Annotated in this window: 23 protein-coding genes and 2 pseudogenes; 10 read left to right on the forward strand and 15 right to left on the reverse strand. The window is 27.7% G+C overall.

Annotated elements, in window-relative coordinates; all coding sequences use genetic code 11:
* The first annotated feature begins 64 nt into the window (after nt 1–64).
* Together LXN10_RS10880 and LXN10_RS10885 are read left to right on the forward strand one after the other, a co-directional pair.
* Nucleotides 65–931, forward strand: coding sequence for a metal ABC transporter solute-binding protein, Zn/Mn family (locus LXN10_RS10880; protein ID WP_375723041.1), 867 nt, complete (start codon nt 65–67; stop codon nt 929–931).
* Nucleotides 928–2,331, forward strand: a complete 1,404-nt coding sequence (locus tag LXN10_RS10885) for a nickel/cobalt transporter (protein WP_375723042.1) — start codon at nt 928–930, stop codon at nt 2,329–2,331. Before LXN10_RS10880 ends, LXN10_RS10885 begins: the two co-directional genes overlap by 4 nt.
* Nucleotides 2,332–2,347: 16 nt before the next feature.
* Here LXN10_RS10885 and LXN10_RS10890 read toward each other — a convergent pair whose 3' ends face one another.
* The 3 genes and pseudogenes from LXN10_RS10890 to LXN10_RS15700 all read right to left on the reverse strand — a co-directional run.
* Nucleotides 2,348–4,231 (reverse strand): methyl-accepting chemotaxis protein, encoded by a 1,884-nt coding sequence (locus tag LXN10_RS10890; RefSeq protein WP_375723043.1) that lies wholly within the window; start codon nt 4,229–4,231, stop codon nt 2,348–2,350.
* 108 nt (nt 4,232–4,339) lie between these two features.
* Nucleotides 4,340–5,107 (reverse strand): annotated as a pseudogene (locus LXN10_RS15695) (methyl-accepting chemotaxis protein); the annotation flags it as partial.
* 873 nt (nt 5,108–5,980) lie between these two features.
* Nucleotides 5,981–6,481: pseudogene (locus LXN10_RS15700) on the reverse strand (HAMP domain-containing methyl-accepting chemotaxis protein); the annotation flags it as partial.
* 155 nt (nt 6,482–6,636) lie between these two features.
* On the opposite strand from LXN10_RS15700, the gene LXN10_RS10900 reads away from it, so the two are divergent.
* Complete coding sequence (locus LXN10_RS10900; RefSeq protein ID WP_375723045.1) at nt 6,637–8,094, forward strand: protein adenylyltransferase SelO; 1,458 nt, start codon at nt 6,637–6,639, stop codon at nt 8,092–8,094.
* Between the two features lie 19 nt (nt 8,095–8,113).
* Here the strand turns inward: LXN10_RS10900 and LXN10_RS10905 are convergent, their stop codons facing one another.
* The 4 genes from LXN10_RS10905 to LXN10_RS10920 all read right to left on the reverse strand — a co-directional run bounded on the left by LXN10_RS10905 (nt 8,114) and on the right by LXN10_RS10920 (nt 12,117).
* Nucleotides 8,114–8,662 (reverse strand): YceI family protein, encoded by a 549-nt coding sequence (locus LXN10_RS10905; protein ID WP_375723046.1) that lies wholly within the window; start codon nt 8,660–8,662, stop codon nt 8,114–8,116.
* Between the two features lie 115 nt (nt 8,663–8,777).
* Nucleotides 8,778–9,338, reverse strand: coding sequence for a hypothetical protein (locus LXN10_RS10910; protein ID WP_375723047.1), 561 nt, complete (start codon nt 9,336–9,338; stop codon nt 8,778–8,780).
* Between the two features lie 76 nt (nt 9,339–9,414).
* Complete coding sequence (locus LXN10_RS10915; RefSeq protein ID WP_375723048.1) at nt 9,415–11,655, reverse strand: sensor domain-containing diguanylate cyclase; 2,241 nt, start codon at nt 11,653–11,655, stop codon at nt 9,415–9,417.
* A 66-nt stretch (nt 11,656–11,721) separates the two neighbouring features.
* Nucleotides 11,722–12,117, reverse strand: a complete 396-nt coding sequence (locus tag LXN10_RS10920) for a DoxX family protein (protein ID WP_375723049.1) — start codon at nt 12,115–12,117, stop codon at nt 11,722–11,724.
* Between the two features lie 149 nt (nt 12,118–12,266).
* On the opposite strand from LXN10_RS10920, the gene LXN10_RS10925 reads away from it, so the two are divergent.
* The 5 genes from LXN10_RS10925 (at nt 12,267) to LXN10_RS10945 (ending at nt 18,619) form a co-directional block, all read left to right on the forward strand.
* The gene (locus LXN10_RS10925; RefSeq protein ID WP_375723050.1) at nt 12,267–12,875 is read left to right on the forward strand and encodes a TetR/AcrR family transcriptional regulator; all 609 of its coding nucleotides are present in this window, start codon (nt 12,267–12,269) and stop codon (nt 12,873–12,875) included.
* The gene (locus tag LXN10_RS10930) at nt 12,865–13,095 is read left to right on the forward strand and encodes a DUF2798 domain-containing protein (protein WP_375723051.1); all 231 of its coding nucleotides are present in this window, start codon (nt 12,865–12,867) and stop codon (nt 13,093–13,095) included. The genes LXN10_RS10925 and LXN10_RS10930 overlap by 11 nt, the downstream gene beginning before the upstream one ends.
* A 3-nt stretch (nt 13,096–13,098) precedes the next feature.
* Complete coding sequence (locus LXN10_RS10935; RefSeq protein ID WP_375723052.1) at nt 13,099–14,094, forward strand: efflux RND transporter periplasmic adaptor subunit; 996 nt, start codon at nt 13,099–13,101, stop codon at nt 14,092–14,094.
* A 142-nt stretch (nt 14,095–14,236) separates the two neighbouring features.
* Nucleotides 14,237–17,368: an efflux RND transporter permease subunit gene (locus tag LXN10_RS10940; protein ID WP_375723053.1), complete on the forward strand. Its 3,132-nt coding sequence runs from the start codon at nt 14,237–14,239 to the stop codon at nt 17,366–17,368.
* Between the two features lie 9 nt (nt 17,369–17,377).
* Nucleotides 17,378–18,619 (forward strand): TolC family protein, encoded by a 1,242-nt coding sequence (locus LXN10_RS10945; RefSeq protein WP_375723054.1) that lies wholly within the window; start codon nt 17,378–17,380, stop codon nt 18,617–18,619.
* 14 nt (nt 18,620–18,633) lie between these two features.
* On the opposite strand, the gene LXN10_RS10950 is transcribed toward LXN10_RS10945, so the two are convergent.
* From LXN10_RS10950 to sufB, 8 genes are all read right to left on the reverse strand, one after another.
* Nucleotides 18,634–18,906: a hypothetical protein gene (locus LXN10_RS10950; RefSeq protein ID WP_375723055.1), complete on the reverse strand. Its 273-nt coding sequence runs from the start codon at nt 18,904–18,906 to the stop codon at nt 18,634–18,636.
* An 11-nt stretch (nt 18,907–18,917) separates the two neighbouring features.
* Nucleotides 18,918–19,199 (reverse strand): hypothetical protein, encoded by a 282-nt coding sequence (locus LXN10_RS10955; protein WP_375723056.1) that lies wholly within the window; start codon nt 19,197–19,199, stop codon nt 18,918–18,920.
* A 46-nt stretch (nt 19,200–19,245) separates the two neighbouring features.
* Nucleotides 19,246–19,587 (reverse strand): metal-sulfur cluster assembly factor, encoded by a 342-nt coding sequence (locus LXN10_RS10960; protein WP_375723057.1) that lies wholly within the window; start codon nt 19,585–19,587, stop codon nt 19,246–19,248.
* Nucleotides 19,588–19,995 (reverse strand): SufE family protein, encoded by a 408-nt coding sequence (locus tag LXN10_RS10965; RefSeq protein WP_375723058.1) that lies wholly within the window; start codon nt 19,993–19,995, stop codon nt 19,588–19,590.
* Between the two features lies 1 nt (nt 19,996).
* Nucleotides 19,997–21,172: an aminotransferase class V-fold PLP-dependent enzyme gene (locus LXN10_RS10970; RefSeq protein WP_375723059.1), complete on the reverse strand. Its 1,176-nt coding sequence runs from the start codon at nt 21,170–21,172 to the stop codon at nt 19,997–19,999.
* Nucleotides 21,172–22,209, reverse strand: a complete 1,038-nt coding sequence (locus tag LXN10_RS10975) for a SufD family Fe-S cluster assembly protein (protein WP_375723060.1) — start codon at nt 22,207–22,209, stop codon at nt 21,172–21,174. The genes LXN10_RS10970 and LXN10_RS10975 overlap by 1 nt, the downstream gene beginning before the upstream one ends.
* A gap of 1 nt (nt 22,210) precedes the next feature.
* Nucleotides 22,211–22,951 carry a Fe-S cluster assembly ATPase SufC gene (gene sufC / locus LXN10_RS10980; RefSeq protein WP_375723061.1) on the reverse strand — a complete coding sequence of 247 codons (741 nt, stop codon included), beginning with the start codon at nt 22,949–22,951 and terminating at the stop codon, nt 22,211–22,213.
* A gap of 127 nt (nt 22,952–23,078) precedes the next feature.
* Nucleotides 23,079–24,512, reverse strand: a complete 1,434-nt coding sequence (sufB, locus tag LXN10_RS10985) for a Fe-S cluster assembly protein SufB (protein ID WP_375723062.1) — start codon at nt 24,510–24,512, stop codon at nt 23,079–23,081.
* A gap of 267 nt (nt 24,513–24,779) precedes the next feature.
* Here sufB and LXN10_RS10990 point away from each other — a divergent pair, with 267 nt between their 5' ends.
* The gene (locus LXN10_RS10990) at nt 24,780–25,976 is read left to right on the forward strand and encodes a NifS family cysteine desulfurase (RefSeq protein WP_375723063.1); all 1,197 of its coding nucleotides are present in this window, start codon (nt 24,780–24,782) and stop codon (nt 25,974–25,976) included.
* 21 nt (nt 25,977–25,997) lie between these two features.
* Entirely contained in the window at nt 25,998–26,978 is a 981-nt protein-coding gene (locus tag LXN10_RS10995) for an iron-sulfur cluster assembly scaffold protein (RefSeq protein ID WP_375723064.1), read from the forward strand.
* Nucleotides 26,979–26,994: the final 16 nt, after the last annotated feature.

Consider the following 26,994-nt stretch of genomic DNA (forward strand, 5'->3'; position numbering starts at 1 on the left):
TAAAGCTAAATATTACTAAAATTCTGAAAATGCAACCTGGTTGCAATAAATAGGAGTTCTCTAAATGAAAAAAATCTTTTACATATTTTTAATAATATGCTCATCACTTTATGCACAAAAAACTGTCACAGTAAGTATTTTACCACAGAAGTATTTTGTAGAAAAAATAGCAAAAGATAAAGTAAAAATAAATGTTATGGTTCAACCTGGTTTTTCACCTGCAACATATGAGCCAAAAACTTCTCAAATGAAAGAGTTAATAAATTCTGATATATATTTTTCTATTGGTGTCCCTTTTGAAGAATCATGGTTAAGTAAATTTACAGATATAAATAAAAATATGTTACTTGTAGATACTGCAAAAGGTATTAAAAAGAATAAAATGCTTGGACATCATCACCATGGTGAAGCTGAACATGAAGAACATCATCATGATGAAGAGTCTTTAGATCCACATATTTGGTTAGACCCAATATTAGTGAAAACACAAGCAAAAAATATTTTAGATGCACTAGTGAAAGTTGATACTACTAATAGAGAGTTTTATTATAATAATTATAAAAACTTTTTAATAGAACTTGATAATTTAAATACTAAATTATCTAATACCTTAAGAGAAATAAAAGGCAAAAAATTTATGGTCTTTCATCCTTCTTGGGGATATTTTGCTAAAAGATATGAATTAGAACAAGAGGCAGTTGAAAAAGAGGGTAAAGACCCTAAACCAAAAGAGATGATAGCTCTTATTGAAGAAGCAAAAGAAGAAGGTATAAAAGTACTATTTGTAGCTCCTCAGTTTTCAAAAGTAGCCGCAACGACAATTGCTGAAAATATAGGTGGAAGAGTTATTGAAATAGATCCTTTATCATATAAATGGGAAGAAAGTTTAGTTGATGTTTCAGAAAAATTGGTAAATACATATAAACAATGAAGCTATTACTTACTTTAATTTTAATAGCTCAAACAGTTTTTGGATGTGCATTGTGTGCAGTGTATTCTCCAAAGACTAGAGTTGTCCTTGATGTAAAGACAAATGATAGTTTAATAAAAGAAATTGACGTCAAATGGATAGTTACAAAAGCTTTTACAAAGACTTTAAATAATGTTTATGATACTAATTTAAATAATAAATTAGATAAAGATGAATTAGAAAATGTGAAAATAGCTTTTCGCAACTATGTTGAGCCAAGAGACTTTCTAGTAAATATATCTTATGGAAAAAAAATAAATAAACTAAGATCAAATAGAATAAAAGTAAATGATTTAAAAGTTGATATTGAAAATGGTCTTTTGCATATTAGATATAAAATATTACTAGATTATAAATTAGTAAAAGATGATATTCTATATTTCAATACAAATGATAAAGAGGGTTATTTTCTAGTCACAATTGCAGAAAATGCTGTAAAGTATGATCCTACTGTATTTAAAAAAGAGACAATTGATGCAAATAGTGTAAGTTTTCATATTATTAAAGACATAGAAGTCCAAAAAAAAGAAGAAATTACTCCTATAAAAAAAGTTGAACTACAAGAAGAAACAATACAAACACCTAAACCCCAAGATGAAAACTACCTAAGTAAATTTTCAAAAAAAATAAAACAAAATCTTTTAAAAATAGACAAAGGTGATACTTTTGCTTTATTTACACTTTTATTTATATCTTTTATTTATGGAATTATTCATGCCATGGGACCAGGTCATGGAAAATCATTGGCATTTTCATATTTTATGAGTAATAAAAGTTCTTACACCAGAGCTTTTATTATTTCACAATTTACTGCTTTTATTCATATACTTGGAGCTTTAATTCTTGTGTTAATATCAGTATTTTTAATATCTACTTTTTTAAATAGTTTTGTTGATGATTCAATAAAAATGATTACTAAATTAAGTGCTGTATTTATTATGCTATTAGCTGTATTTATTTTGTATAAAAAAATAAGAAATAAAAACTCTGCTTGTCCTACTTGTTGTGCACATCATGGGTATGAGCACAATCATGAACACGAACATAATCATGACAATGACAAGAAGATAAAAAAACAAGATTTATTTTTTGTTTTAACAGCAGGAATTATTCCTTGCCCTGGTACTGTTATATTATTTTTATATGCTTTTGTATTAAAAACTTATTTTGCAGTTATTTTAGCATCTATTGCTATTAGTTTAGGTATGGGTTTAGTTATCTTTGCATCCTCATTTTTAAGTTTAAATTTAAATAAAGTATCAAGTAAAGTTGAGAATATAAAGAATATTATTGAAATAGCTTCTCCTATATTTATTTTTATCTTAGGGCTATTACTATTTTTTAATGTAAATATGATATGAATTATTTAAGGAGAGCTTATAAACTCTCCATCTCTTCGTTTTGTTTTTCCAATCTTACTTGTTTTGCTTTTATTTCATCTTTTCCTATAAACTCTTTTTCATTTGCATTTTTAACTATTAATTTTGCAATATTATCAGTAATTGCTGCAACTTCATGTGTATTGGCAGCAACTGCAGCATTTTGTTGAGTTTGTCTATCAAGTATTGTAACTGTGTTATTAATTTGTTCAATTCCTTGAAATTGTTCTTTACTTGCTGTTTCAATATCTGAGATTAAGCTCATTGTTTGAGAAATATTTTTATTCAGTTCTCCATAACCATTAATCATATCAGAAGCAATAGTTTTCCCTTCATTTGCTTTTATTAAAGCATTTTCCACTAAAGTTTTTATTTCACGAGCTGCTTCTGCACTTCTTGTAGCTAGATTTCTAACTTCTTGAGCAACTACTGCAAATCCTTTTCCAGCTTCTCCTGCTGTTGCTGCTTCTACTGCTGCATTTAGTGATAAAATATTTGTTTGGAAGGCTATTTGATCTATAACATTAATTGCTTCATTTATTGAAGTTACTTGCTTATTAATATCTTCCATTGCAATAGATGTATTTGAAGCTAATAGTTGACCTTTTTCAACTGAAAGTGTAACTCCATTAGAGAGTTTCGCCATTTTATCTATATTTTCGGTATTATTTTTAATATTGCTTGTTATTTGTTCCAAGGCTGCTGAGGTCTCTTCTAAGCTTGCTGCTGTCTCATTTGAACTTTGATTTAATTTTTCAACATTTATTAGTAAAATATCAGAACTCTCATCTAGTGTTAAGCCATTAGCTTTATTTTCACATAACATTTGAGTAGTTGCATTACCTAAGTTATTAACACCAGATGCAAGTTTTAAAAGATGTTCTTTTAATCCATCTTCATTTATTCTTCCAAGATAGTTATATCTTGCATATTCTTCTACAATATATAAAACATTATTTATATTTGTTTCTATAGTTTGGGCCATATCATTAAGGACATCTTTTAATTTATTTAATGAAGGATTTGAAACATTCATTTGTATTCTTTGATATAAGTCTCCTTGTTCAAATTTAGCTAAAACACTTATAGCTTGTTCAATTAATGTATTATCTTCTTCAAGACCTTTTTTTGTATTAATAATACTTCCATTAACTACTTTTGCCATCTCTCCAAATTCATCTTTATTTTTATCATCAAGAAGTTCTATTTCATCTGTTTCTTTATTTAAATATGCAAAAAATGATATTAGTCCACTTCTAAAATTTTTTAATGACCTAACAATTGTTCTTGAGATTAAAAAAGATATTAAAGTGAATACAAGTATAGAAACACTAGCTAATGCAATTAGTACAAGATCTTGAAGGTATAAAGCTCTTTCTTTAAATGATATAGCTTGGTCATGAATTTCATTTAACCCACCTTCTATTGATTGAACTGTACTAATCATTACTCCTGACATAGATTGTAGTTCATTTGAATCATTTGTTATACCATTATCAAGGTTATCAATTTTTGTTGTTGAATATTTCTCAAAGATATTTTGATATTTTTTAATATCTATAAGTAATTCGTCAATTTGTTCAGAGTTTTTTTGTAAAAAGTCTATTTTGACATTTTTTAATTCATTTATATCTTTATATAAACTTTTGAAAGAATCTATCACCATATCGGCAGTATCTTCATCAAGATCACTTGAAAATTGCTTTGAAGTAATTCTTGCATGTAAAACTCGTATTATAATTTTATCAATTTCCATCGCAGTATTTATACTTAATTTTGCTTTAGCAGAAAAATATCTATTAGTAAGACCAGATATTATAATAATGATTAAAAATAATAAAGGGAAAAAAAGAAGCTTTCTATTTGTAGAAATTGTTGGCATTATATGTATCCTCATATATAAAATAATTTATAAGGTAACATATAATATTTACAGAATGGTTACACTCCATAAAAATAGCAGAAAAATAATATTATTGAGAAGGGGAGTTTAAAAACTCTCCCATTCATCATCATTTTTACTATTAGAAGTTATTACTTGAGGTTTATTGTTAGGTTGAACTTTTGGAGATGTAGTCTCTTTTTTTTCAATTTTTTCCTTTGGTTTTGATTCTTCTATTAGTTTGTTTTCTTTTTTAGGACTAGATGGAGTTATAGAAGTTGTTTTTGAAGTAATATCTACTTTTTTACTTTTTACACTCTCTTTGCCTTCAAACTCTTTTTCATCCGCATCTCTTACAATCTCATTTGCAATATATTGTGTTTCATCTGCTATATCTTTTGTTTGATTTGCAATTGATGCATTTTGTTGAGTTTGTCTATCTAATAAGCCAACAGCGCTATTGATTTGTTCAATACCCATTTGTTGTTCTTTACTAGCAGATTCAACGCCACCGATTAATTCTAATGTTTTCGAAATATTTTCATTTAATCCAAGATAACCTTTTATCATCTTATCCGAGATAGCTTTACCATCATTTGCTTTTGTTGTAGCATTTTCAACTAAAGTTTTTATCTCTTTTGCAGCTTCTGCACTTCTTGAAGCTAGATTTCGTACTTCTTGAGCAACAACTGCAAAACCTTTTCCAGCTTCTCCAGCAGTTGCTGCTTCAACAGCTGCATTAAGAGATAGAATATTTGTTTGGAATGCTATTTGATCAATGATTGAAATTGCATCATTGATTGCTGTAACTTGCTCATTTATGCTATCCATTGCACCAGTAGTTTGAGAGGCAAGTTCTTCCCCTTCATTTGCTGATTTTTTAAGCTCATTTGCATTAGTTGACATTGCAATTACATTTTGTGTATTTGATGAAATATTTGAAGTAATTTCTTCTAATGCTGCAGCTGTTTCTTCTATACTAGCCGCGGCTTCATTTGATGAACGACTTATTAAATCAACTTTTGATAATAATTCACTTGAACTTTTTTGAAGTGTTAGACCATTTGCTTTATTTTCAACTAGCATTTCATTAATTATTTTTGCTAAGGTATTTAGTCCATCAACAGTTTTACCAGTAGCATTAGTGATTCTATGTCTAAAGTTTAGTCTTTGATACTCTTGTAGTGCTTTTTCAATTGCATTTGTATCATTAGAAATATTTTCAGAGATAATTTGTATCATCTCATTAAAAATAGTTTTTAACTCTTCTAAACCTTGATTATGAGTACTTTTTTCTATTTTTTTACTAATATCACCAGTTTTTACAAGTTCAACTACTCTTTTTACATCATTAATTAATAAGTCATCTTTTTCTAAAAGAGATTTAGTATTTGTAATATTTTCATTTACAATTTGAGCAATTGCAGCTATTTCATCATTTGCACTTGTGTCTAATAATTCTACACTTGATTCTTCTTTATTTAAATATTTAAAGAAATCCAATAATCCATCTTTAAAATTATTGATAGATTTATTAATATTTCTACTAAGTAAAAATGTAAAGAATATTGCAAGAGCTATACTAATAATGGTGATGATAACAAAAGAAGCCAATGAATTATCAATTAACTCAGTTGTTTCTTTTTCTTCATGAGCGATTATTTTATATGCTTCTCCTGTGAAAAAGTCAATTATATCTCTCATTTTTTCATAATCTACAAGATATGTATTAAAATAAAAAGTTTGTGCATTAGCATAGTCATTTGCTTTTACTAATTGAACAAGTTTTTCAGTATTTTTATTAGTTAAATCATATAACTTTTCAAACTCTTCAAATTTTGCGCTATTTTCAGGCATTAACTCTTTTAATAAATTTTTGAATTTTTCAAATCTTTGTTTAACTTGTTTGATATTATCATTTACACCTTTGTCAAGTAATTTCTGAGTTGCTGAATGGTCAGGTGAGCCTACTATTTGTGCTAACGCAGCATTTGATTGGTAAGAATCTCTATCTGCTTCTAATAAATAAGTTATTCCAGCTAAATTAATCGTTTGTGAAAGTGCTACATTTGATTGATAAGAATCTCTATCCGCTTCTAAAAGTACTGCAACCCCCGCAAAATCTCTTCCACTTAAGTCTTTTACATTTTTTTGCATATGATTAATATTGTATGCTACATATGAACTTGAAAGTAAGGTCACTATAATTAATACGAGAAAGGCCCCAATTATCTTGTGTTTAATCTTCATCTTTTATCTCCTTATTAGAATAAATTAATATTCTATTAATTAATTTTATTCTTATTAGAATAAATTAAATCTTAAAGTATTTATTAATAAAAATTTATTACAAGCATTTAACTCAAAGGGAATAGAATTTGTAAAATTGGAAATAAAGATATATAATGAAATTAGATAAAATAAAATTAGATAATGACTACTTTGAATTTGATGAAAAGTTTTATCAAAAAATAAATCCAACACCATTAAATAATCCTCACTTAGTCTCTTACAACAAACTTATGTTTGATGAAATTGATTTAGATTATGAACAGACTTTAAATGATGATTTTGTAAAGTTTGTAAATGGTGAAAAATTGCTAGAAGGCTCAGAACCTTATGCAACTGCATATGCTGGTCATCAATTTGGTTATTTTGTACCTCAATTAGGCGATGGTAGAGCGATAAATCTTGGAAAAATTGGCTCTTGGCATTTACAAATAAAGGGTGCTGGGTTAACTCGTTATTCAAGGCAAGGTGATGGTAGGGCAGTTTTAAGATCTTCTATTCGTGAATATATCATCTCTGAAGCAATGTATGCTTTGGATATTCCAACTACTCGTGTTTTAGCACTCATAGGTTCTACTCATCCCGTTTTCCGGGATTATGGAGTAAGTGAAACGGGAGCTACTGTATTAAGAATGTCACCTTCTTGGGTTAGGATTGGAACATTTGAGTATTTTGCAAGAAGTAAAGATGCAAAAGATAATGTCAAACAACTTGCAGATTATGTGATAAGAAACTCTTATTCACACTTGATTGATGATGAAAAAAAGTATGAAAAAATGTATTATGAAATGGTTGATCGAACAGCTATTTTAATGGCAAAATGGCAAGCTTATGGCTTTATGCATGGCGTAATGAATACTGATAATTTTTCTATGGCAGGATTGAGTATTGATTATGGACCTTTTGCATTTATGGATTATTTTAATATTAATCAAATATGTAATCATACAGATAGTGAAGGAAGATACTCTTTTAATAATCAACCCTATGTTGCAAGATGGAATTTAGAAGTTTTAGCAAATAGCTTAAAAGAGATTTGTGATGTTGAAAAACTTCATGAGTATTTAAAAACATACTTTTCTATTCAAGAAAAAGAATACTTGACTCTTATGGCAAAAAGATTAGGACTTGATATTTCTAAAAGCAGTGATTCTTATGCAGATTTAATTATCTCAGTTTTAAAAGCTTTACAAGCTTCTAAAACTGATTATAATCAATTCTTTTATGAGTTAACAAAGTGTAAAAACTATGATGAAATTACAAAAGTAATTGATATCTCAATTTATAGACAAACTTTAGATAAATGGCTTGAAGAGTATATAAAGCTAAGAGAGTTAGAAAATAAAGATTTTGATGAAGTTCAAAATAGCATGAAAAAAGTAAATCCAAAGTATGTGATTAAAAACTATATGTTACAAGAGGCAATAGATAAATCCAAAGATGGTGATTTTACTTTGGTAAATGATTTGTTAAATATTGCACAAAATCCATATGATGAGCATAAAGAGTATGAAAGATATTCAAAAGCTACACCATTAGAATTTTCAAATATAAAACTTAGTTGTTCTTCATAAGATAAGAATTTAGATTATCTTATTTGTATGGAATCGTAAATTCTATATTTACATCTGAAAATGATTTGTTTTGGTGAGCCTCTGCACATTTTTTAGCAAAGGCAATAAATGAATTTTTCATACCAAAATCTAAAATATCTATAGCACCTTTTGCAATAATATTTCCATTTGACATTTCATATTTCATAAGAACAGACTTCGATACTTCATTCATAGTAACTTTTAATGTTAACATTTTATTATCTTCATCAACACTTGAAATCATTCCTTTTATTTCTTTTTCACTTGCAAGTGAAAATAGTGTTGATATGATATTCTTATTTCTTTCTGGATTTTTAGATTCAAAAGAGTTAGTTTGAATCGTAACCATAGAACTTTTTAAAAATGTAGATAAATCATCAGATGACTTTATATCTAAACTTATATCATTGAAAGTACCAGAAACAGGAACTTTTTTTTCTGTTTTATAGCCGGTCCATTTTACACCTAAATTTCCATTTAATTCATAAGCACTTAAAGAAGTAATTAATCCAGCTAAAATAATTGAAGTTAAAACAATCTTTTTCATGGTAATTCCTTTTATTTATTTAAATAAAATTACAATAATAAGATTAAATTATAACTTATAATTATAATTTAAAGTAAAAATACATATAGTCCTAAAGTAAAGGAATTATTTTGTTTTAAACAGCACCCATTAGTGCTTTTTTTGTATTACCCATAAGTGATAGCATCTCATCATAAGTTTTGTTAACAACATCTAGTGGAGTTGAAAGTATTTCATCATAAACTTTTTCTATTTTTTCTTCACTAGATAATTTTTTAAGGTCACCTTTTTCTAAAGATGCAAAATCTAAAACTTCATTCCACACTGAACTTTCATCTAACATAAAAGCTGAAAATTTCACGCCCTCATATTCAAAAGTACCATCTGCATCTAAGTCAATAACATAAAGTAAATTTATAGAATCTTTATCAAAATATTCTCCATATTTTGCAAAGAAGTCTTTAAAAAATCCGAATGTTTCAAGTTCACATGCAAAGAATTTAACCTTCTCATTTTCACTTACCATAATAACTTGTTTTGCTTGTGATTTTGGAGGCATAACTCTTGTCTCTGATATCTTTTTACCTTCTTCTATGATTAGAGCACCTCTATATCCAAGTAGTGTTGGAGTTATATTACCACTAAAAGATGGTTGCCATTCTAGATTGTTTTCTTTGATGTATTCAATTGGTGTCATGGAGTTTCCTTTTTTAATTATGAAACCTTATATACAAGTTTCGTTCCATAAGGTAAAAAGGTTTTAAGTTTTTTGATTAAACTTCTTGGACAAGAACTTGATTTCTTCCTGCATTTTTTACTTTGTAAAGTAATTTATCTGCAAGTTTATATACTTTTACACTAGTTGCATCTTTTGCATCAATTACAATACCACCAATTGATACAGTAATATTTCTAGATGCTTCACTTGCAGAATGCTCTATATTCAAATCTTCAATATTTGTTCTTATTCTCTCTAATATTTTTCTAAAATTAGTAGCTGTAATATCTGTTGTTAATATTCCAAACTCTTCTCCACCCAATCTAAAGGCAAAATCATTAGCTCTAAAAATAGTTTCTCTTAAACATAAGGCAACACTTTGTAAAGCATAATCACCTTTATCATGTCCATATGTATCATTATATTGCTTGAAGAAATCAACATCTAAAATAGCAAAGGCAATTGTTTTATTATCTCTTTTTGCTCTTAGGATCTCTTTTTCTATCGTCAAATTAAAATATCTTCTATTATAAGTTTGAGTTAGCTCATCAGTAACTGACATCTTTTCGATTCTTTTTTTATCTGTTATATCTATTGCTACTAATGCATATCCAGTAATTGTATTAAGATTATTATACATAGGAGAAATTTTGGTATGGACATAATAAGTCTCACCATTTTTTTTAATATTTTTAATTTCACCTTCCCAGTTTTTCCCTGAATAAATAGTATCCCACATTGAAAAATAAAACTCATTTGGCGTTTCTGGATGTCTTAAAATATCATGATTATGTCCAATTAGTTCTTCTTTTGAATAACCACATATTAAACAAAAGGCATCAGAAACATCTAAAATTTTGCCATTTATATCAACTTTTAATGTAATCAAATAGTCATTTATAATTTCAAGATATGTTTTATTTTCTTCTAGTTTATCTTCAATCATTTTTTTATTTTTTTTACTTTCGGTGATATCAACAAATGAAGCAATATAAAAAAAATCATTTTCTTCTGTATATATTTTAGAAATACTAAGTTCTTCAGTATAAGGCATTCCATTTTTTCTAATATTTGTTATTTCACCTTCCCAATGAAGATGTTCATTAAGATTATCCCAGATATTTTTGTAAAATAGTCTAGTATGATAGCCAGTTGATTTTAAGATTTTAGGAGTTTTATTTAAAATTTCTTTTTCAGTATAACCTGTAATTTTTGTAAAAGACTTATTGACTCTTTGAACTTTATTATTTCTATCTGTGACTAAAATTCCATCATGAGAGTTTTCAAACATCTTATCTGAAATTTTAAGTCTGAGTCTTGTTTCTTTTTCTCTAGCATTATAGTTTGCAAAAATTATTGAGATAATCATTGCAATAAAGAAGTATAAAAATGCTAACCATACTATTGTTTTTAAATAAGTATTTACTCTTTTATCAATTAAGTTACTATCAATTATTGTAACTAATTTTAATTTTAGTGGTTCAATTTGAGTATTATTATTGATCCATGAAGTAAGATTGACTTCATTTATATTAACATGAAAATCATCAGTTTTAAATGTTCCTAAACTCCCATTTAAACTTCTAGATATTGCAATTGATAGGTTTTTATAAATATTATCAAATGTATTATTTTCATTAAATATAAATCCAAAATTTAGTTCTTCATCTTTTGAATTTAAAATATAATTATTTTTATTTATAACTAAAGTTTCTAAATTAAAATTTGAACTTGAAAAAATAGCAAATAATTCAGTTAATGGATAATTAATTACTAGAAAACCATCAGGCTTATCTTTATCAAAAAGGGGTGTTATAACATTTAAGAATGGTATTCTTGGATTTGTTATATTTTTATTTTCTTTTTTTAATACTATTTGTGAAAGATAAATATCACCTTTTTTTAGCTGTTTAATTATAGATAGATATTTACTACTTTCAAATTCGTTTGTTGTCTTTTTCTTAACCTCTAATAGTTTTGTTCCATCATTTTTTAAGAAACAAATTTCCATGTATGATTTTTTTAGAGCAAGTAGAGTTGATAACTCTTTTTTAATAGTTGAATAATCTTTGTTGAGTTCATATACTTCAGAAATATAAAGTAAGTCTTTTTTTAGAGTTTCAAAATTATTTTTTGCAGTTGATATTTTGAGATTTAATTCTGATTCTATAGAATTATTTATCTCTTTTGTATAAATATTTTCTAAGTTTTTTATATAAGTGATTGAAACTAGTAAAAAAATAAAAATAAAAAATATCAAACTTTTTAAAAAAACATAACTTACATTTTTATTCAAATCGGCAATTCCTAATTAAAAGTTATTTATTATATCACTAAATTAATAATTCTTAATTAAGTTAATTTATTTTGTGTCTATAGAATACTTTCCTGCTCCCATAATCATCAAAATAAAAGCATTAAATATGTAGAAGAATTGTAGTTCTAAAGCTAAGCCACCAGTTTTGCTCAATGAAAATATATCACCACTATGAACTAGATATATGGCAAATACTATATTAATTATAATTACAAATGAAAAAAATCTAGTGTAATATCCAATTATTATAAATATAGGGGCAACTATTTCTCCAATGTATACTCCATAAACAAGAAATTGAGGAAGATTATTTTCTAACAAAATGGTTTCAATAAATGATGTTCCATGAATAAGTTTTGCATATCCATGAAAAATAAATAAAAAGCCTAAAAATAACCGTAAAAATAATTTTCCTAAATTTTCATTCAAAGAATTATCCATTAATTGCCCCTTTTTATGTATGATATTTAAAAATAGTTAATGAATGGTTAATTAACTTGACCTTTAGTCAATCTTAAGAAATAATAAAGATTTAAAAGATATACTTTCAAACTTGACCGACGGTCAGTCAAAATTAGTTAAGGAGTTTTATGAGTCCTAAAAAAATCAATAAAGAAACTAAAAGAAGAGAAATTGCACTTGCTTGTTTTGATTTAGTTCATGATGCGAGAATTAGAAACTTAACAGTCGCTGCAGTGGCAAAAAAAGCAGAGATTGGTAAAGGAACTATATATGAATATTTTGAAAATAAAGATGATATTATTTTTGAAATAATAAATATGCATATTGAGCTTCAGCATGAGGAAATTATAAAAAATATTGAAAAAGAAAAGACAATAAAAAATAAGGTATTTCAACTTTTTAATTTTGTTACAAGTAGCACAGAAGATAATTTAAAACATTTTAATGGATATAGAGAATATTTGTCAATTGTATTAGCTGAAGAAAATATTCAAAGGTGTAAGTTTAATAATTCCTGCACAAATTTTTTTAGAAATCAACTTAGTTTAATAATTGAAGAAGGAATAAAAAACAATGAATTATTACCAATTGCAAGAAGCTTTATAGATGGAATTATGATTTTTGAGAAAGGTCTTACTTTGATGAAAATGACACAGTTGGAATTTAATGCAATAGATGCTTGTGAAAAGTTTTTAGATAGTATTTTTGAAGTTATGGAGAAAAAGAATGATAAATAAAAAATATGCAAGAATAGTTTTTGCATTTTTTATGGCACTAATAATGAGTTTTATAATGAGTTTTGTAATTACATTTATAAACTTAAATCTTGTAGAAGGGTTTGTGTCAAAATGGATGGAAGCATTTGTTAAAGCATTTATTTGTGCTTTTCCTATTGTCTTTGTTGTAGCACCTCTTGTGCATAAAATCACTAATAAATTAATAAAAGTAGAAGGATAATATATGTTTAAAAAATTAGTTATTGTAGTTCTTTCATCAATAGCATTATATGCAGCTGGTGGACCCTCATTAGTAGAAACTACAAAGATAGTAAAGGGAGTTGTAAATCCTTTACAAGAGTTTGTAGGAACATTAAAATTTGATAGAAATTCTGTCTTAGCTGCGCAAAATTCTGGTGTTGTTCAAAAAATAAATTTTGAAGTAGGGGATATAGTTAAAGAAGGTAAGACCTTAGTTCAAATCGATGCAGATATATTAAATGCTCAAGTTGAATCAGCAAGAGCAAATGCTTTAAATGCAAAAAGAGATTATGAACGATATACAAAATTATTAGAGACAAAATCTATTTCTCAAAAACAATATGATGATATTAAATTAAACTCAATTACTACAAAAAGTATTTTGAATGAACTAGAAATAGAAAAAGAGAAAAAAAGTATCAAAGCACCATATAGTGGAATAGTAGTTGAAAAATCAATAAACTTAGGTGAGTGGGTAAATGCAGGAACTGCATTGGCTTCAATTGTAGATACATCTAAAGCTGAGATAACTTTTAATGTTCCTTTAAATATCTATAATGGATTAAAAAAAGGTGCTATTTATGATATTAATGTAGGTGAAAATATTTTAAAAGGAAAAATGAGTGGAGCAATTCCAAGTGGTGATAAATTAACTAGAACTTTTCCTGTTAAATTTAAAGCCAATACTAAAAATGTCTTTGTCTTTGATGGTCAAGAAGCAAGGGTTAATTTATCTAAAAATGCTAAACAAGAATCACTTATAGTTCCAAGAGATGCAGTTATTAAAAGATTTGGGAAAAATGTCGTTTTTATTATAAATGATAAAATGATTGCACAAATGATTCCTGTACAAATTATTGCATATTTAGAAAGTAAAGTTGCCATTAAAGCTGAAGGTTTAGCGGTTGGACAAGATATTGTTAGTAAGGGGAATGAAAGAGTTTTTCCTAATTCGCCTGTAAAAATAATAAACAAATAGAGATAACTCGTTGTCTCCTTTAGGATTTCTCAAAGAGAGTGCGAGCACAAGGTTTCTTTAGCTGGAATTTCTTTCCATCACTAAAAGAAGTTAGAAATGAAAAGGTTCCTTAAAATTGAGGAACACTTTAAAGGAATAAATAATGGATTTAATTAAATTTTCGATTAAAAACCCTGTAACAATTATTGTTTCAGTTTTAATCGTAGTATTGTTTGGTTTTTTATCACTTTCTAAATTACCATATCAATTAACACCTTCAGTTACAAAACCTGAGATTAAGATTACAACAACTTGGGGAGGTGCAACTCCTCATGAAGTTGAAAGAGAGATAATTGAAGAGCAAGAAGATGCCCTTAAAAGTTTGAATAATTTAGAAAAATATGAATCATCTGCTAGTGATGATCAAGGTGAAATCACTTTAACTTTTAAATTATCTACTGATATTAGAGTTGCTTTACAAGATGTTTCAAATAAATTAAATGAAGTAAGTTCTTATCCAGATAATGTTGATGAACCAATAATTGAAACAGCAACAGCAAGTCCTGTTATTTGGATGATGTTACAAACTATTGATAATAATCCAAGACATATAGATGAGTATAGAACTTTTTTTAATGATGAAATAAAGCCAGTTATAAAAAGAGTAAATGGTGTTTCTGGAACTATGGATATTGGTGGTAGAGAAAAACAAATGCAAATTGTATTTGATACTAATAAACTTGCTTCTTATGGATTAACTATTTCACAAGTAATTTCAATTATTCAAAATGAAAATATTGATGTTTCTGCTGGTATTCAAAATATAAATAGAAGAGCCTATAGAATTAGAACTGTAAATAAATTTACATCACCTGCAGATATTGAGAAAGTAGTTTTAATCTCAACAAGAGATAAAAAAGTTACTATAAAAGATATTGCTAAAGTAGACTTTGGGTATGAAACTGCAAATGGTGTTGCGATGTACTTAGGAGAAGATGGAATATTCTTAGGAGTTCAACCAAGTGCAGATTCAAATGTTGTTGAGCTTACAAATGAAGTTGAAAAAGTTGTAAATAGACTTAATGCTGGAATTTTAAAAGATAAAAAATTAAAAATACAATGGATATATGATCAAAGACCATATATAGTTGGTTCTGTTGACTTAGTGCAGAAAAATATTATTATAGGTGGAGTTCTTGCAATATTTATTTTAATTTTATTTTTAAGAAGTATTTCTCCTACTGCTGTTATTTCTGTGGCTATTCCAATATCTATTATTGGTACATTTATTATATTAGATGCTATGGGAAGAAGTCTAAATACTATTTCTTTAGCTGGTATCTCCTTTGCTGTTGGTATGCTAGTAGATAGTGCTATTGTTGTTTTAGAAAATATTGATAGGCATAGAAAAGAAGGTATGAGTGTAGGTGACGCTGCGTATAAAGGGGCAAGCGAAGTATGGGGAGCCTTGATTGCTTCTGCACTTACAACAATTGCTGTATTTTTGCCAATTGTATTTTTACAAGATGAAGCAGGGCAACTATTTAAAGATATTGCCATTGCAGTAACAGCATCTGTTACATTTTCATTATTTGTTTCTATTTCAGTTATTCCAATGCTTTGGAAAAAATTTGCAGGAATGTCAAAAAGAGAGCCAAAAGATGCGGGTGCAATAGCAAATTTTGGTCATAAAATGGTTGATTTAATTATGTCAATTGTTACTTTGTCTTTACGAAGTACATTTACAAAGGTAGTGACAATTTTATCATTAACAATTTTTTCAATTGGTGCTATTTATGTTCTTTTCCCAAAACTTGATTACTTACCAAAAGGGAATAAAAACTTGATTTTCAATATTCTAATTACTCCTCCTGGTCTTTCATACGATGAAAGATATGGAATGGGAACATATTTAATGAAACAAGTGGAGCCTTATATAAATAAAGATGTTGGTAATACTCCAGGGCTTAATAGAGCTTTTTATGTATCATTTGGTGATTTTAGCTTATTTGGTGGAACTTCAATGCATGAAGATAGAGCGGCAGAGTTAATACCAATGTTTAGACCAATAGTAAATTCAATACCCTCTGTTTTTGGAGTTTCTCTTCAATCAGGTGTATTTGAATCAGATATAGGTGAGGGTAATACTGTTGATATTGATATAAGTGGTGAAAAAATTGAAGATATTGCAAATATTGGAGCCCAACTTTTTGGAGCTACTATGGGAGCAATTCCAGGCAGTCAAGTTCGACCTGTACCATCTATTGAGTTACTTTATCCAGAAGCTAGAATCAAACCTGATAGAGATGCATTAAAAGCATTAGATCTTAGCTCTCGAGAATTGGGTATTGATATTGATGTATTGATGAGTGGAAGAAAAGTGGGTGATTTTGAACAAGATGGTAAAAAGAAAATTGACTTGATTTTAAAAGCAGATGAAAATATCATTAAAACACCTGAAGATATTATGGCAACACAACTTGCTTTACCTAATGGGATGATTTTACCTGTCTCTTCTTTAGCTGATTATATTTCAACAACTGGAATTTCAGAAATTAGACACTTAAATGGTAAAAGAACTATTACATTACAAGTTACACCTCCTGAAGGCATGACAATAGATGAAGCCATGAAAACAATTGGTGGAATGTTAAAAGGAATGGAAGAAAAAGGAATTATTAATGATAGTGTTAAAATTGGTATTTCTGGAACAGCTGATAAGTTAACTGAGACAATAAAACTTTTAATGGATAATTTTATTCTAGCTTTAGTAATTGTGTATTTACTTATGGCTTCATTATTTGGAAACTTCTTATATCCAATAGTTATTATGTTTACTGTACCTTTAGCAACTGCTGGAGGATTTATCGGGCTTAAACTTACAAATACATTTATTGCTCCACAACCTTTGGATATATTAACAATGTTAGGGTTTATTATTCTAGTTGGAATTGTTGTAAATAATGCAATTTTGATAGTTCATCAAAGTTTAAACTACATAAGAGATGAAGGAATGGAACATAAAAAAGCAGTAATAGAAGCTACAAGAACAAGAATTAGACCTATTTATATGAGTTCATTAACTTCTGTATTCGGTATGTTGCCTTTAGTTTTAGTACCAGGTCCAGGAAGTGAATTTTATAGAGGGTTAGGTTCAGTTATTACGGGTGGTTTAGCATTCTCAACAATATTTACAATATTTGTTACTCCTGCACTTTTAATGTTTTTTATTAAATTAGAACAAAGAGTAAAAAGAGGTAATAATAAAGGACCAGTTGATGTTAGTAAATCTTAAGGATAAAAAATGAAAAGAATTAAATATTTAGTATTGTCATCTTTAGTTGCAACTAACTTATTTGCAATATCACTTGATGAGGTTTTAAATATCTCATTGGAAAAAAACTTAGATATTGCAATAAGTAATTATGAATATAAAGAGACAAAAGAAGATTATAATAAATCAAAATCTGCATTTTTGCCAAAAGTCGATTTGTCGTATTCTTATAACAATAGTGATAAACAAACACCTGGGCAGATAAAAGAAGATTCAACTGCTAGTGCAACAATCTCTTATAATCTTTTTAATGGATTTAAAGATTTTAGTGAACTTTATAGCACTAAGTATTTAAGAAATGCTTCAAAGTTTTCTTATAACGCTAAAAAGCAAGATATCCTATTAAGTACAAAAGAAGCATATATTGATTATTTAAATAAAAGAAAAAATCTTTTAACACAAGAAGATTCATATAAATTATTTGAAAATCAATACATAGATGCAAAAAACCAGTTTATACAAGGATTGGTTTCAAAAAATGATTTATTAAAAGTTGAAGTTAATATGCTAAATGCTAAACAAAGTGTAATTCAAGCAAAAGGAGATTTGAATATTTCTTTATACTCTTTGAGTAATATTTTAGGTGGGTACGACTTAACAAATGAAAAGATAGAAGAGTTAAATATAAATGAAAATAAAAACTTTGTTTATGATGTATCTCTTTTAGAAAATAGAAGTGAAATAAAAGCATATGAACTAAATCTAAAAAGTATAAAAGAACAATCTTTTGGTTCAAGAAATACTTTTATGCCAAAAGTTGATGCAAGTGTTTCTTATAATAAATATGGAGATGATGAAAATATTGGGGGAAGAGATTTGTATCCTGATTCACAAGAAGTAGTTAATGTAACTGCTTCTTGGAATTTGTATAATGGAAATAGTGATTATAGTGATATTATAAAGAAAAATATTCAAGTGAAAAAAGCAGTGGCTAATTTAGAAAAAATTAGACTAAGTATAAAACTTCAATATCAAAATGCACTCTCTTCTCTTGCTGTATCAAAAGCTAATTTTGAAACTTCAAAATTGGCACTTAAACAAGCAGAAGAAAACTATACAATAGTTAAAAATAGATTCCAAGAAGGTTTGTCTGATAATACAGATTTAATCGATGCAAACTACTTACTTAGTGCAGCAAAACAAAATTATTATAAAGCTTATTATGATAAATATATTTCAGTAGAAACTTTAAATAGAATTTTAGAGAAGTAGTTTAAAGTATATTATTATTTCCAAAACAAGGGTTTATCTTTTTGCCCTTGTTCTTTTCGTTTTGGTTCAATTCTTTTTTCAGGTTTATAGTTATCATATTTAAAAGGATTTCTAAATTGCAAAGAAGTAGGAGTTGGACCTCCATCTTTTTCTACGGTTCTTGGTTTATAGGTATCTCCTAAACTTGACCAACTTCTAGGTAAAAGAATATAAGCAACTACTAATACAATTATCACTAATGATATTATTATATATAGCCATTTATTACTTGATTCTTTTTCTTCCATTTAGTTCCTTTTTATTTGTTTTTATTGTCCCAGAAAATTGGTTTATCCCCATCTTTTCCCTCCATTTGTTTTTGCATAAAAGTACTTTTTTTAGGAGGTTTATATTTATCATATTGAAAGCCAGTTCTAAATTGTAATTTAATTGGGTCGGAATTTTTACCTGAACTTCTTAAACTATATGTATTACTAAAGCTATTTTGACTTGAAGGAATAAATAAATAACCTAAAATAAGTATTAGTAAAACCACAGCTATCTTTATATATTTAGACCATTTGTTAGATGTTTTTTCCATATAAATTTTTCCTTATACTTTCATTATATTGGAAAAATAATAAAATCTATATAAGGAAGCCATTTGCTAACATTATATCTTTCCCATCATCTGTGACTTTAGTTTTATCCCATGGAGGGTCAAAGGTAAGGTTTACATAAACTTCACCTATTTCTTCTATTACTTTTACTGCATAAGTTACATCATTTACTAAACTATCAGCAACAGGGCAACCTGGACTTGTAAGAGTCATATCAACATTACATATAAGTATTTTTTCTTTTTCTTCTAAATCTATTTTATAAATTAATCCCAAATCATAAATATTAACTGGAATCTCTGGGTCAAATATATGTTTTAATTGTCCAATTACTCTTTCAGTTATTTCTTCTTTATTATAATTTCCCATTTATTTTTCCTTCGCATACTCTTTTATTTTTTTTATCATACCTTGGACACCACTTTGTCTATTTGGTGTTATTATTTCTGTTAAGTTTAATTTATCCAAAATATTTATATCTAGATTATTTATATCATCTTTTTTTTCATTTGAAAATATTGTTGTGATAATATAAACTAACCCTTTAACAATAGCTGCATTTGAATCTGCTCTAAAAACCAATTCATTATTTTTAACATCTTTTATAAGCCATACTTTAGAAGTACAACCTTGCACTAAATTTTCTTCAACCATCTCTTTTTCATCTAAAGGGTTTAGTTTTTTACCCAAATCTATGATAAATTGATATTTTTCAAGTTCATCATCAAAAAGTTCCAAATCATCTTTAAACTCTTCAATTTTTTTTTCAATACTCATCTTAATCCTTTAACATAGTTATGGCTTTTTTTAAAGCAATAATTAGTTTATCAATATCCTCTTTTTCATTATAAAAAGCAATACTAACCCGAATAGTTCCCTCTATTCCCAGACTTTTCATAATAGGTTGAGCACAATGATGTCCACATCTTAAAGCTATGCCCATTTTATCAACTAAAATACCCACATCTTCTGCCATAATATTTTTGATATTAAAACTAAGTGAACCAATAGAATTTTTTATGTCACTATAAAAAATAATATCATCTATTTTTGATAACTCTTCGTAAAGATATATGTAAAGCTCTATTTCTTTTTTTTCAATATTTTCATATCCAAGCTCTTTTATAAACTCAATTGCTTTTCCAAATCCAATGACACCTGCTATATTTTGAGTACCTGCTTCAAATTTAAAAGGAGAGTCAAGTAATATACTTCGCTCATAAGTAACATCATTGATTGTGGCTCCTCCTGTTTGGTAAGGCAAAATATCATTTAGTAAATTCTCTTTTATATAAATAGCTCCAACACCTGTTGGTCCAAAGGTTTTATGTGAAGAGATTGCAAAAAAGTCTATATCTAAATCTTGCACATCAGTTTTTTTGTGAGTTAAACTTTGCGCTCCATCAACTAAAACTTTCGCGCCATATTTATGGGCTAAGCTAGTGATTCTTTTTATGTCGTGAATCTTTCCAAAGGCATTTGATATATGTGTAATAGATACAAGTGCGTTAGGATTTTCTTTTAATATATTTTCAAAATCTTCATAATCAAAATCAAGATTCTCATTGCATTTTACTACTTCAAAATCTATATTAGCTATTTGCCATGGCACAATATTTGAGTGGTGCTCTAAAGAAGAGATTATCACTTTTTTAAATCTATTTTTTGCGTATGAATTTACTATAAAATTAATACTCTCTGTCACACCTTTTGTAAAGATTATTTCATGTTTTTCTTTTGCATTTATAAACTTTTTTAAAACTTCTCTTGTGTGTTCGTAATTTTGTGTTGCTTTATTTGCATTTCCATGATTACTTCTATGTGTATTTGAACAATAAAATGAATAATAATTTACAATTTCATCAATAACCACTTGTGGTTTTTGAGTCGTAGCAGCATTGTCAAGATAGACAATATTGCTATTTTTAAAATAAGGAAAATAATCTTTGTACATCATATCTCCTTTATTATATTTCTAATTTTCTTATTTGTAATTTTATCTAAAATTCTGTTTTCAATGGCTTCAAGCATCATTTTTGAAGCTTGCTTTTTAGATAATCCTCTTGATTGTAAATAATATAAAATATCTTCATCCAAACTACCAGTTGTCGCCCCATGACTTGCAGTTAATTCATCAATAAATATCTCAAGTCTTGGATTTGCATTTATTATGGCATCATCACCCAGAAGTGTTGTTTGGGAGTTTTGTATTACAGCTGAATTATTTGCTTCATTATTTACTCTAGCTTTTACTTCAAATATTCCATGGGAATTTTCATCTAAAATATGGTTTGCTTTTACACTACTTGAGGTATTTTTACCATTGTGAATTGTACTTACTATATTTGCTATTTCTTGTTTTTTAGCAATAGTTGTTAAAGCTTCCATGTCAAAACTTGAATTCAAAAAGTCTAAATTTATATCAAACTGATTGTAAGCATTTAATGAGCCAAAATTAAAGTTAAAAAATTTTAACTTCGAATCTTCACGAATGATTGGATTAAATTTAATATTTAAAAAGTCTTCCAAAGAGAGTTTTTGTAAATATACATACTCCACATTTGATGAGTTATCTATATCAAAATCTCTTTTTTGATTTATAAAGTTCTTTTTACTGCTTGATATAAATATCTCAAATATTGTAACATCACTATTTTTATCAACTATATATTTTAAATCTTTTTCAAAAATTGTATTTTCATCATCATAATAGTTTAATACTACTATTGGGTTTTTACACTCTTTATTTATAATTATTGTATTTTCTTTAAGCGTTATATTATCAATTAAGTTTTGCTCTTTTATCTTCTCATTTGCAAAAAATATTGTATTAAAGCCTTCAATTTTCAAATAATCAAAATCAAAACTTGACACATCTTTAAAACTGTTTTCTTTGAATTCTAGTTCAGTAATGTTTTTAACATTACACTTTCTAAACTCTTCAATTTTTTTATTTGCAATTGGGAAGTTTTTGATATCTAAATTTCTCATATTACACTCCTATTGCTTCGTAACCTTTTTCTTGAATAGTCTCTGCCAATGAATAATCACCACTTTGAATGATTTTCCCATCTTTTAAAACATGTACAAAATCAGGTTTAATTGCCTCTAATAATTTATCATAATGGGTTATCATCAATACTGATCTATTACCATCAAGAAGTGAATTTATACCATTTGCCACAAGTTTTATAGCATCTACATCTAATCCTGAGTCAATCTCATCTAGTAAAATCAAATCAGGTTTTAAAACTAATAGTTGCAATAATTCATTTCTTTTTTTCTCACCACCACTAAAACCAGCATTTAAATCTCTTTTTAAAATTTTATTATCAATTCCAAACTCGGCTGTTATAGCTTTTATCTCTTTTAAAAAACTAGCAGCATCGAGTTCTTCTAAACCTTGATACTCTCTTTTTGCATTAAGGGCTGATTTTAAAAAGTACATATTATTTACACCAGCTACTTCAATTGGATTTTGAAAAGATAAAAATAGACCTTCATTTGCTCTTTGGCTGGCATCAAGTTCTAACAAATCTTTTCCATTGAATTCTACACTTCCCGATGTAACTTCACATTCATAATGGTCACATAAAGCTTTTACAAGAGTAGATTTTCCAGCTCCATTTATTCCCATTAGGGCATGTACTTCACCTTTTTTTATATTTAAACTAAAATCTTTTATTATTTCTGTATTTTCTATTTTTACATTTAAATTTTTAATATTTAACATTTTATTTCCTTTAAAAATGTTCCATTTTTTAAGGGAACCTTTTCTTTTATAATTTCTTTTATCGGTATGGCAAAGCCACACCTAAAGAAACAAACTCTAAAGGAGACAACGAGTTGTCTTCTCTTCTTTAACCAACACTACCTTCTAGTGAGATATTTAATAACTCTCTAGCTTCAACTGCAAACTCCATTGGAAGTTCATCTAGTACTTCTTTACAAAAACCATTTACTATTAATGATACTGCATTTTCTTCACTTAACCCTCTTTGTCTTATATAAAAGAGTTGTTCATCTGATATTTTTGAAGTTGTAGCTTCATGTTCTATTTTCGAACTGGCATTTCTTACTTCTTGATATGGGTAAGTATGGGCTGAACAGGTATTTCCTATAAGTAAAGAGTCACATTGTGAAAAGTTTCTAGAATTTTTAGCATCCTTTGCAACTCTTACTAATCCTCTATAGGCATTTGAACCATGCATTGCTGAAATACCTTTTGAGATAATAGTTGATTTTGTATTTTTACCTATATGCATCATTTTAGTACCAGTATCTGCTTGTTGAGCTAGGGAAGTAAGTGCTACTGAATAAAATTCTCCTACACTATTATCACCTTTTAAAACACATGAAGGATATTTCCATGTAATTGCAGACCCCGTTTCAACTTGTGTCCATGATATTTTTGAATTATCACCTTTACAAATACCTCTTTTAGTTACAAAGTTTAAAATACCACCCTTACCATCTTTATCCCCTGGATACCAGTTTTGGATTGTTGAATATTTTATTTGTGAATTCTTAAGTGCTACTAATTCTACAACTGCTGCATGAAGTTGTCTATTATCTCTCATTGGAGCAGAACAGCCTTCATTATATGAAACATAAGAATCATCATCACAGATTATTAGTGTTCTTTCAAATTGCCCAGTATTTAAGGCATTGATTCTAAAATAAGTTGATAACTCCATTGGACATCTAGTTTTTGGTGGAATATACACAAAACTTCCATCTGTAAATACAGCACTGTTTAAACAGGCAAAATAGTTATCTCCTGCTGGGACAACAGAAGCAAGATATTTTTGTAATAGTTCAGGGTGCTTATTTGCAGCATCACTAATTGAACAAAATATTATTCCTAACTCTTCTAACTCTTTATGAAAAGTTGTTTTAACAGATACTGAATCAAATACAGCATCAACTGCAACACCTGCTAGCATTTTTTGTTCTTCAAGTGGAATTCCAAGTTTTTCATAGGTTTTTAAAATACTTGGATCTACTTCATCTAAAGAATCTAATTCTTTTTTTGGAGCCGAATAGTATGAAATGTCTTGATAATCTATTTTATCTATTTGTAAACTTGACCATTCAGGTTCTTCCATTGTAAGCCATTTTTTATAAGCTTTCAAACGAAAATCACAAAGCCATTGTGGTTCATTTTTCTTTTTTGATATAGCTTTTATAACATCTTCATTCAAACCATTTGGAAATGTATCTGAATTTACAATGGTTTCAAAGCCTAATTTGTAGTCATTTTTTATAACATTTTGAATTTTATTATTACTCATAATCTCTCCAATTCTAAATAGGACTAATATTGTCCTATTTGTAAATTTAACATATATATATTAATTAGCTGTTTAGTAATTTATATAACTTTATCTTTTAATCTTAGATTAAACTATAGAGTTTATTTATAAATAAATTTAGCTATTCTATTTAATTAAGACAATTTTTATCCTATTTCTTTTATAATTCCAAAAAAAGTATAAAAAAGCTATAATTTTACGGAATAGCATTTGCATATGAATAAAGAAAAAGATAGGAATTAAAATATGGAAGTTTACTTAGATAACAATGCCACTACAAAAGTTGATCCAGAAGTTTTTAAAGCGATGGAGCCATTTTTTTGTCACATTTATGGAAATCCAAACTCTTTACATAAATTTGGAGCAGGAACACACCCTAAAATGGTTGAGGCATTAAATTACTTATATGAAGGTATAAATGCAGCTGATGCTGATGATATAATAATCACTGCAAATGCAACTGAAAGTATTAATACTGTTATAAAAGGTATTTGGATTGATAAAATTTTAAATGGTAATAAAAATCACATAATTACTTCAGAAGTAGAACATCCAGCTGTTACTGCAACCTGTAGATTTTTAGAATCACAAGGTGTAAATGTAACTTATTTACCTGTAAATGAAGATGGTACATTAGATGCTTCTTTAGTAAAAGAACATATAAAAGAAGAAACAGCACTTGTCTCTATTATGTGGGCAAACAATGAAACTGGTAAAATCTTTCCAATAAAAGAAATTGGGGCAATTTGTAAAGAAGCAGGAGTTGCTTTCCACACAGATGCAACACAAGCAATTGGAAAGATTCGAGTTGATGTACAAGCCTGTAATGTAAACTACTTGTCTTTTTCAGCACATAAATTCCATGGACCAAAAGGTATAGGTGGAACATATGTTCAAAAAGGTTTTGAATTGACTCCACTTTTACATGGTGGTGAACAAATGGGTGGACATAGAGCTGGAACAGTTGATGTTGCTTCTATGGTTGGTATGGGTTTAGCTATGAAACTTGCAACTTCAGAAATAGCATTGGCTTATGAAGAGAATCATGTAAGAAAATTAAGAGATAAATTAGAAAATGCAATTTTAGAAATACCAGAAACATTAGTTATTGGTGGAAAAGAAAATAGAACTCCAAATACAACTTTAATCTCATTTAGAGGTGTTGAAGGTGAATCTATGCTTTGGGATATGAACCAAAAAACAATAGGTGCATCAACTGGAAGTGCCTGTGCAAGTGAAGATTTAGAAGCAAATCCAGTTATGAATGCTTTTGGAAGTGATAGTGAATTGGCTCATACAGGTGTTAGATTCTCTTTAAGTAGATTTAATACTGAAGAAGAGATTGATTATGCGATTACTGTGATTAAAAATGCTGTAAATAGATTAAGAAATATTTCTAGTTCTTATGCTTATACACCAAAAGATCACGTTTCACAATTATAAAAATATTAAAAGGAATATAAAATGGCTAAAAATGATTTAATAAGCGGTTCAATTTGGGATGAATACTCAAATCAAGTAATAAGAAGAATGGATGAACCAACTCACCAAGGTGAGATTACAGAAGAGATGGCTAAAGATGCTGGTGGAAAATTAATCGTTGCAGATTTTGGAGCTGAATCATGTGGTGATGCTGTAAGATTATATTGGGTTGTTAATGAAACAACTGATGTAATTGTAAATTCTAAATTCAAATCTTTTGGATGTGGAACTGCAATCGCTTCTTCTGATGTTATGGCTGAATTATGTATAGGAAAAACTGTTGATGAAGCAATTAAAATTACAAATATTGATGTTGAAAAAGCATTAAGAGATCATCCAGATGTTCCTGCTGTTCCACCTCAAAAAATGCACTGTTCAGTTATGGCATATGATGTTATTAAAAAAGCTGCATCAACATATAAAGGTGTTGATATGGAATCTTTAGAATCTGAGATTATAGTTTGTGAATGTGCAAGGGTTTCATTAGCAACTTTACAAGAAGTTATTAAATTAAATAATTTACAGACTGTTGAAGAAGTAACTGATTATACAAAAGCTGGAGCATTTTGTAAGTCATGTATCAAGCCAGGTGGACATGAAGCAAAAGATATCTATTTAGTAGATATTTTAAAAGATGTTCATGCTGAAATGGACCATGATAAATTAAAACAAGCAGCAGATGCAAGTGCAGCTGGACAATCAAGTTTTGATAAAATGACAATTGTTCAAAGAATTAAAGTAATTGATGAAGTTTTAGATGGTGAAATTAGACCAATGCTTGCAATGGATGGTGGAAATATGGAGATTATTGATATTAAAGAAAATACTCCTCATTATGATATTTATATTAGATACTTAGGTGCATGTAATGGATGTGCATCTGGAGATACAGGAACACTTTACGCTATTGAGTCTGTATTAAAACAAAAAGTAGATGAAAATATTAGAGTTTTACCAATCTAATCAAAAAGTAATATGA

Source organism: Arcobacter iocasae (genome assembly GCF_042214795.1).
GTDB lineage: Bacteria > Campylobacterota > Campylobacteria > Campylobacterales > Arcobacteraceae > Arcobacter > Arcobacter iocasae.